Origin of the sequence: Streptomyces sp. NPDC006430 (genome assembly GCF_040612395.1) — a bacterium.
Classification (GTDB): Bacteria; Actinomycetota; Actinomycetes; order Streptomycetales; family Streptomycetaceae; genus Streptomyces.
Genome location: NZ_JBEXQA010000014.1, coordinates 165,396 through 173,239, shown reverse-complemented (window position 1 = coordinate 173,239; position 7,844 = coordinate 165,396). Strand labels below are relative to the sequence as shown.

Genomic DNA, 7,844 nt, shown 5'->3' with positions numbered 1-7,844 from the left:
GCGCAGATCCTCTCTGTTACTTGAATTCATCGGTATTCTCGATCTATCTGACTTTGTCGGGTTTCGCGACGGCGCCGCGGCCGGGCTGGGGGCGGACCCGGCCGCCCCCCCGCCCCGGACAGTGGAGCGCGGCGCCATGGGCGCGGCCTGCAGTCCTCCCTACTGTTCAGCCATGACGAGTCAACTTCCTCTCCTGCGGGAGCGCGTCGCGCTGGTGACCGGTGGCGGCAGCGGCATCGGGAGGGCCTGCGCGATCGCCCTGGCCGAGGCGGGCGCCACCGTGAACGTGGTCGACAGGGACGCGGAGTCGGCCGAGACGGTCGCCGCTGCCGTGGGAGGGCGGGCGCACGTCGTCGATCTGGCCGACCCGGCCGCGATCGAGGGACTGCCCGCCTCCGTCGACATTCTGGTCAACAGCGCCGGCCTGCAACACGTCGCGCCCATCACCGACTTCCCGGCCGAACGCTTCACCCTGATCCAGCAGGTGATGGTCACCGCGCCGTTCCTGCTGTTGCGCCACGTCCTGCCGCAGATGTACGCGGCCGGCTGGGGCCGGGTGGTCAACATCTCCAGCGTCCACGGACTGCGCGCCAGCGCCTACAAGTCCGCCTATGTCGCGGCCAAGCACGGCCTGGAGGGGCTGAGCAAGGTCACCGCGCTGGAGGGTGCCCCGTACGGGGTGACGAGCAACTGCATCAGTCCCGGCTACGTACGCACGCCGTTGGTCGAGGCCCAGATCGAACAGCAGGCCGCCGTGCACGGCATCAGCCCCGGGGACGTGCCGTCCGAGGTGCTGCTGAACCGCTCCGCGATCAAGCGGCTGATCGAGCCCGAGGAGGTCGCGGCGGCAGCGGTGTGGCTGTGCGGACCCCACGCCGGCTACCTCTCGGGCGCGTCCCTCCCCCTCGACGGTGGTTGGACCGCCACCTGAAATTTACTACCCGTCAGTAGACAGGCCCTGCGATCTTGCGGATTCTGGCTCCGTACATGCCAATTCACTGAGGAGCGCCCCCACATGCTCAACACCCGCGCCCGCGTCCGCAGGCTCGCCACCGCCACCGCCACGGCCGCCGCCGTCCTGATGCTGGCCCCTGCCGCCCCCGCCCAGGCTGCGCCCGTCCCGATCTCCGGTCCGGCCGCGGTCAGCGCCTCCGCACCCGGCGGCAACGCGGCCCTCCGCGGCATCGACTACGACACGTGGAAGCGCGACGTCGCCACGGTCATGGCCACGGCCCGCCCCTACGTCGAGCAGCGCATCGCCCAGTCGCCCGCCGGCGAGAAGCCCGCGATCGTCCTGGACATCGACAACTCCTCGCTGGAGACCGACTTCCACTGGTTCTGGACCTTCCCGACCCCGGCGATCTCCGAGGTCCGCGACCTGACCCGGTACGCCCACGAGCGCGGCGTGGCAATCATCTTCGTCACCGCCCGCCCCGGGATCATCCACTCCCTGACGCAGCACAACCTCCAGGCGGTCGGCTACCCCGTCACGGACCTGTACGTACGGGACCTGCCCGCCCTCTTCAGCGAGGTCAGCGCCTACAAGACGGCCAAGCGCGCCGAGATCGAGGCCCGCGGCTACACGATCATCGCCAACATCGGCAACAACCAGAGCGATCTGGTCGGCGGCCACGCGGAGCGCACCTTCAAGCTGCCCGACTACGACGGCAAGCTCTCCTGACCGACCGTCGGATCAGGTCGTCGACGCCCCGTCGGTGACCGGATCCGACGCTGCAGCCGGCGGCTCCGGCCGGTGCCCCGGCCGGAGCCATCCCGCGTGCGGGTCGGGCGCACCGCACTTCAGGAGCGGATCCCGTCGCAGGTGATCGGCAGGTGGCGCGGGCCGCGCAGGACCGCGTTCTGCCGGTAGGGCGGCGGGTCCTCGACCAGTCTCGGCTTCTCCAGGCGACGGGCCAGCTCGCTCAGCGCGAGCTGCGCCTCCAGACGGGCCAGCGGGGCGCCGAAACAACTGTGGATACCGCTGCCGAGACCCAGGTGCTGGACGTCCTTGCGGTGCGGATCGAAACAGTCCGGGTTCTCGAAGCGGTTCGGGTCCCGGTTGCCGGAAGCCAGGACCAGCCACATCGAGGAGCCCTTCGGGATGGTGACCCCGCGGACCTCGATGTCGACGAGAGGGGTGCGCTGCGGCAGCAGCTGCACCGGCGGCTCGAACCGCAGCAGCTCCTCCACCAGGGGTACCACCAGCCCCGGATCCTTGCGCAGTTGCTTCAGGACGTCGGGGTTGCGCAGCAGGGTGAGCATCCCGTTGGCGATCAGGTTGACGGTGGTTTCGTGGCCGGCGATCAGCAGCAGGGCGGAGGTGCTGAGCAGCTCCATCGTGCTCATCGTCCCGTTCTGGCCGTGCCCGACCGCCAGTTGGGACAGCATGTCGTCACCGGGGGCCTTGCGCCGCTCCTCGATCAACCCGGCCAGGTACATGCCCAGTTCCATCCGGGCGTCATGCGTCGTCTTCTCCCGTTCGACCGGGTCGGAGCCCGGATCGGGGTCCAGGCTCGCGGCGAGGGTGTCGGCCCAGACGTGGAAACGGGCCTCGTCCTCGCGCGGCACACCGAGCAGCCGGCAGATCATGGTCACGGGGAACGGATAGGCGAACTGCTCGACCAGGTCGATCCGCGTCGGGTCGCCCAGGTTGTCGATGAGGCCGGTGACGGTGTCGCGGAGGAAACCGCGCATCGCGTCGACGCGGCGCGGGGCATGCGGCGGCCCGAAGGGACGGTTGGTCATCCGGCGCAACCGGTCGTGCTCCGGCGGGTCCAGCTTCAGGAAGCTCGGCGGCAGGGCCGACGCCTCCTCGCTCCCGCCCTCGGCCAGCGGGTCACCGGCCGTCGCCGCCAGGTTGCGCGAGTCCGAGCTCAGCCGCGGATCGTGCAACAGGCTCTGGATGTCGTAGTAGGTGCTGATGACGTACGGACCGTCCCCGTCGTGGAAGACCGGGGTCTTGCGCAGCTCCTCGTACAGCGGGTACGGGTTCGCGCGGTTGGAGTAGTCCAGGATCTCGCTCAGGATGCCTTGCTTCATGACGGGTCCTCCGGGGGCGCGTGCGGGTCAGTGCCCGGCGGGGGTGAATGTCATCCGGCGGTCGGCCGGCGAGTACCCGCTGAGGGTGATGGTCGGCCCGTGCGTGGGCACGGACGGGTCGGGGAAGTCCGCGGGGATCGGCCGCTGGCCTTCGGGGCGCCGGTCCACCGTGGGGTACGGCGGCGGGAACGGCGCGGTGGATTCGATCTGCTGCTGGTAGAACTGCAGCCAGCGCGCGTTGTCGAAGGTGACCGCCCCGATGACGCGGCCCTGGTAGCCGTAGACACCGGTGAAACGGCGCTCGGCGCGCGAGCCTTGGGTGATCATGATCTCCGTGCCCATCGAGGGCACACCCACGGACTTGATGTTCACCCCGAACTGGGCGGACCAGAAGGCCGGCACCCAGATGTGCGGGCGGCGTTCGGTGCTCTCGCTGACCATGTTGTGCGCCGCGGTCTCTGCCTGGGAGACGGCGTTGCCCCAGTGCTCCAGCGACAGGAACTGGTAGCCGAACAGCGGGTGCGGGGAGCGGGCGACGTCGCCCGCCACGAAGATGTCGTCGGTGACGATGCCGCGGATGTCGAAGGCCCGGCAGCCCGCGTCGCACGCGATGCCTCGGGGACCGGCGCCGAGTCCGGAGCCGGTGAGCCACTCGGTGTTGCGCTGGGCGCCGAGCGAGACGACCACGACGTCGCACTCCAGCGTGCTGCCGTCGGAGAAGTGTGCGGCGCGCACCCGCCCGGTCGAGTCGCCCTCAAGGCTGGTGACCATGACTCCGGTGCGCAGGTCGACACCGTTCTCCCGCTGGAGCTCGGCGGCGACCGCGCCGATCACCCCACCGAGGGCGCCGACGAGCGGCGCGTCTCCGCGTTCGGCGACGGTGACCTCCAGGCCGCGTTCGCGGCAGGCCGAGGCGATCTCCGAGCCGGTGAAGCCGGCGCCGATGACCAGGACCCGGCGCGGCCCGGCGTCGAGCCGCCGGGCCAGCGCCGCTCCGTCGTCGCGGGTGCGCAGGACGAAGACGCCTTCGAGCTCGGCCTCGGTCGGGTTCGGCCAGGGCCTGGCCCGTACGCCGGTGGCGATCAGCAGCCGGTCGTAGGGCACCGCGTCGCCGTCGGCCAGCTTGACCCTCCGGGCGGCCATGTCGAGGCCACTGGCCGGTACGCCGAGTCGCCACTCGGCGTCGATCTCGCGGCGGCGGGGCAGCGCGGTGCGCTCGGCCGAAGCCCGGCCCAGCAGTACTTGTTTCGACAGGGGCGGGCGGTCGTACGGCTCATACGGCTCGTCGCCGATCATGGTGAGCGAGCCCTTGAAGCCCTTGTCGCGCAACGTCTCGGCGGCGCGCAGACCGGCCAACGAGGCACCCACGACGACGATCCGGCCGTCCTGCTTGAGGCGGTCCAGGGTGAGGTCAGGCATCAGCCGCCTCCCCGGTGGTCACGGCGGCACGCGTGCCGCGGGAAGCGGGGGCGGCGGCCGAGTCCAGCTCGTCCACGAGGATCGCCTGCACGGGGCAGGCGGCGACCGCTTGGGCCAGGCGCTCACGCTGGGCGTCCTGCGCCTGCGGGTCGTACAGCAGTCCCTCGTCTCCGTGCATCGCGAAGACGTCGGGTGCGAGGAAAGCGCACTGCGCGTATCCCTGGCAGCGATTGAGATCGACGACAAGCCTCAGCAAGGTGCAGTCCTTTCATTGACCCCTGCGACTCCCCGGCCCAGCCTGCGGCCCCGGGACGGGGGACGGCCCGTCGGCAGGACCATCGGGGTGACGGCTGCTGACGGCTGGGCGCGTTCACGGCGTGCGGAAGGCCACGTTCAAGATGTACAGGCTGACGAGCAGGGCCCAGCCCGGGAAGATCAGCTCGGACCAGGGCACGGAGGAAGCCACCGTCAGCAGCACCAGCGCGGTCAGGTACCCGACGACGGTCAGCGGCTTCGGGAGGACCCCGAGCTTGCGCCCGATGTTCGAGGTGGCCAGGACGAAGACGGCGGCCATCCGCATCGCGTAGGTCGTGAGCAACGTGTACGCGAAATGGCGGCCGAAGCCAGTGGATTCGCCGTTGGCCAGCACGGTGCCGGCAGCCGCGACGGCGCCGAAGAGGGAGGCGACGAAGACCAGCCCGCTGCCGAGGAAGACGGTGGTGACGAAGCGGTCCTCGGCCTCCCCGGTGTGCTCGCGCAGGGCGCCCATGAACCACAGGAAGGCGATGCCGGCGAACGGGACGAGTTCCAGGGCCGTGGTCAGCGCCCCCCGCCGGCCCGGGGCGATCTCCACTTGTGCGCCGGCCGCACCTTCGGGCAGCGCGATCCGCACGAGCACGATCGCCGCCGCGAGCAGCAGGGCGAAGGCGACCCCTGCCAGCCCCGCGGCCTTGGGGGTGCTCAGGCTCTCTTCCCGGGGCGTTCCAAGTGCTCCTCGTTGCATCCCTCCAGCAAGCTGCACCCCGGGCCCGCGGTCCAGCGGGACGGCGCGCTCGGGTGACGCGGGCGGTCCACAGGCCGTCCCGCGCCCCTCCCGCTTCTTCCCGCACCCCTCCCCTACGTTGCCGTGATCAGGACACTGCCCGACCCGCCCGCGCCCTCCTCCCGCTGCGGCGGCGTGCGGGGTGCGCCCGGTGCGGCGCCGGGGATGATCAGGCAGAGCAGCACCGCGGCGGCCTCGCTCTGCAGGATCCGGGCGGCCTGACCCAGGCGGTGCGGGTCCGATGCCGGGATGGACAGGGCCAGGCATTCGGCGTTGGGGCCCGAGGTGATGGGTACGGCCGCGCAGACCGTGCCCACGGCGTACTCCTGCACGTCGAGCAGGGGGACGCCCGGCCGGCGCGTGTCGAGCTGTCGGAAGAGGTCCTCCTCGTAGACGGCAGCACCGACCGCGTCCCTGACCCAGGCGAGGGTCTCCTGCAGATGTCCGCGCCCGTCGCCGGACGCCGTACCGGTCGCTAAGAGGGCGAGGCCGGTGATGTACGTGCCGGGCCCGGCCGGGGCGACCAGGTTGGCCCGTAGCAGCTGCTCCATCACCCGGGCCAGCGCCAGCTGCGGCAACCGCGTCTCGCGGGCGATCTGGGCGAGGCTCACGCCGCCCGAGTAGCGGTTGACGACCTCCAGGACGTGAAGCGCCCGGTGGACGGCTTCCATCGCGACCGGCGCCGGCCGCTGTGCACAGGAGCTCCGGGCGGACCGGGCCGGGTGCGGCTGCCGGAGGGGCACCAGTGCCCACGCGCCCGCCCCGTAGGCGAGGTGCACGGGGCTCAGCCGTGCGTGCCGGGCGACCGCCACCGCGACCTGCGGGCCGAGCAGGTACACCTCCCCCAGATCGTGGTCCTCGGACCAGATCCGGGCGGTCACTGCCCGCTCCAGCTGGACGGGAAGCCGGTACGGGGGCCGCCCGCCATGGCCGTGCACCCGTGTGAGGGCGGTGAGGTCCTGGGTGGTGATCGGCGGGGACGTCCAGATGACCGAAGCTCCGAGGGCCTCCTCCAGGTTCTCCGGGACCTCCGGCAGGAGCGGCAACCCCTCGTCCGATGGCAGCACCCCGGCCAGCACCTTCCAGTGGCGGGCGGTGCGGACCTCGGCGCGCGCCAGGTGGTGGAGGTAGAGCAGGCGCGCCGCGGTCTGCGAACCGGCACCCGCCGCGTACTGGAACCAGAACTGTGCGCCCTCCGTCCGGTCGGACAGGTGCAGCAGGCAGCCGAACAGCAGTGCCGGTTCCGCACCGTGCGGCCAGGTTCCGGCGGCCAGGGCGAGCTCGGCGAAGGCACTGTTCTCCGCCAGGAACCAGGCCAGGTCGTCCAGGACGCGTGCAGCCCGCACATGACAGGCGGCGTCCAGGACGAGGTCGTCCGCCGGCCTGGACACCGGGGCGGGCAGGGGCGCCAACCCGGGTGCCGGCGTCGGTGCCGGCAGGACGATCGTGCCGTGGGCTCCGGTCGCCGAGTGGGTGCGGTCCGCCGTGAAGCGGCGGGCGATGCGCCTCCGCGCGGCCTCTTCGTCGTAGCCGGTGTACTCGTCCATCAGCACCTGCGCCTGCTCCAGTGCCGCTGCCAGTTCCTCCGCCGTCACGGCGTCGCGGTCGGCCGTCATGTCGCTCACTGGTCCTTCTCCTCTCCGGGAGCCCAGTCCGCCCCGAGTTTCTGGGACAGGATTCGGAGTGCACCTCGAACGTGCGACCGGACGGCCGCCGGAGAGATCCCCATCATCCGCCCGACGGTGCCGTTGTCGTACCCCAGCAGGAACGCCAGGAGCACCACGTCGTACTTACGCTCGGGCAGTCCCGCGACCGCCGCGTACAGCCCGAGCTTGGACTCCAGCAGCTCCATGCGGTTCCGGGAGGCGCGGCGCAACGCGGCGAACCAGGCCGTCTCCACCATCACCGCCGGCCGGCCCAGCACGGCCAGTCTCCGCGCGACGTGTTCGCGCAGCACGGCCCACGCGAAGCCGTGGAGGCTCGCCTCCTTCAGCGCTTGGCGCCACACCTTCAGGAGGAAGAGGAACACGTCGTCGACGACGTCCTCGGCGTCCTGACGGGAACCCAGGTGCAGGTGTGCGTAGCGCAGGTAGGCGCGGTGGTACTGGGAGTGGAACGCGCTGAACTCCACCGGCAGGACGCCGGGCAGCACGCTGGAGACCGCCCGGTCCCCGGCCGGGTCGAACTCGCCCTCACTCATTCGCTCCTCCAGTGTGCCGGTCGTCGCCGGTACGAGCGGTCGCGGCCCGGGTCGGCGGACCGGGCAGGGATGGGTGTCTCCTGACGGCGTACCAGGCGACGCCTATCAGCACGGAGGAGACGATCTGGACAGGACTCACGTCGG

Annotated in this window: 8 protein-coding genes; 2 read left to right on the top strand and 6 right to left on the bottom strand. The window is 71.4% G+C overall.

Features of this window, described 5'->3' with window-relative positions; genetic code table 11:
* Positions 1 to 172: 172 nt before the first annotated feature.
* Both ABZZ20_RS21625 and ABZZ20_RS21620 read left to right on the top strand, forming a co-directional pair.
* Positions 173 to 931: a 3-hydroxybutyrate dehydrogenase gene (locus tag ABZZ20_RS21625; protein WP_356871866.1), complete on the top strand. Its 759-nt coding sequence runs from the start codon at positions 173 to 175 to the stop codon at positions 929 to 931.
* Between the two features lie 84 nt (positions 932 to 1,015).
* Positions 1,016 to 1,681: an HAD family acid phosphatase gene (locus ABZZ20_RS21620; protein ID WP_356871864.1), complete on the top strand. Its 666-nt coding sequence runs from the start codon at positions 1,016 to 1,018 to the stop codon at positions 1,679 to 1,681.
* Between the two features lie 119 nt (positions 1,682 to 1,800).
* On the opposite strand, the gene ABZZ20_RS21615 is transcribed toward ABZZ20_RS21620, so the two are convergent.
* From ABZZ20_RS21615 to ABZZ20_RS21590, 6 genes are all read right to left on the bottom strand, one after another.
* Positions 1,801 to 3,039, bottom strand: coding sequence for a cytochrome P450 (locus tag ABZZ20_RS21615; protein WP_356871862.1), 1,239 nt, complete (start codon positions 3,037 to 3,039; stop codon positions 1,801 to 1,803).
* Positions 3,040 to 3,066: 27 nt separating this feature from the next.
* Positions 3,067 to 4,458: an FAD-dependent oxidoreductase gene (locus ABZZ20_RS21610; protein WP_356871860.1), complete on the bottom strand. Its 1,392-nt coding sequence runs from the start codon at positions 4,456 to 4,458 to the stop codon at positions 3,067 to 3,069.
* Positions 4,451 to 4,711 carry a ferredoxin gene (locus tag ABZZ20_RS21605; protein ID WP_356871880.1) on the bottom strand — a complete coding sequence of 87 codons (261 nt, stop codon included), beginning with the start codon at positions 4,709 to 4,711 and terminating at the stop codon, positions 4,451 to 4,453. The genes ABZZ20_RS21610 and ABZZ20_RS21605 overlap by 8 nt, the downstream gene beginning before the upstream one ends.
* Before the next feature lie 117 nt (positions 4,712 to 4,828).
* Positions 4,829 to 5,461: a hypothetical protein gene (locus ABZZ20_RS21600; protein ID WP_356871858.1), complete on the bottom strand. Its 633-nt coding sequence runs from the start codon at positions 5,459 to 5,461 to the stop codon at positions 4,829 to 4,831.
* Positions 5,462 to 5,574: 113 nt separating this feature from the next.
* Positions 5,575 to 7,125, bottom strand: coding sequence for a hypothetical protein (locus ABZZ20_RS21595; RefSeq protein WP_356871857.1), 1,551 nt, complete (start codon positions 7,123 to 7,125; stop codon positions 5,575 to 5,577).
* On the bottom strand, positions 7,122 to 7,700 hold the full coding sequence (locus ABZZ20_RS21590; RefSeq protein ID WP_356871855.1) for a sigma-70 family RNA polymerase sigma factor: 579 nt from the start codon (positions 7,698 to 7,700) through the stop codon (positions 7,122 to 7,124). Before ABZZ20_RS21590 ends, ABZZ20_RS21595 begins: the two co-directional genes overlap by 4 nt.
* Positions 7,701 to 7,844 lie beyond the last annotated feature (144 nt).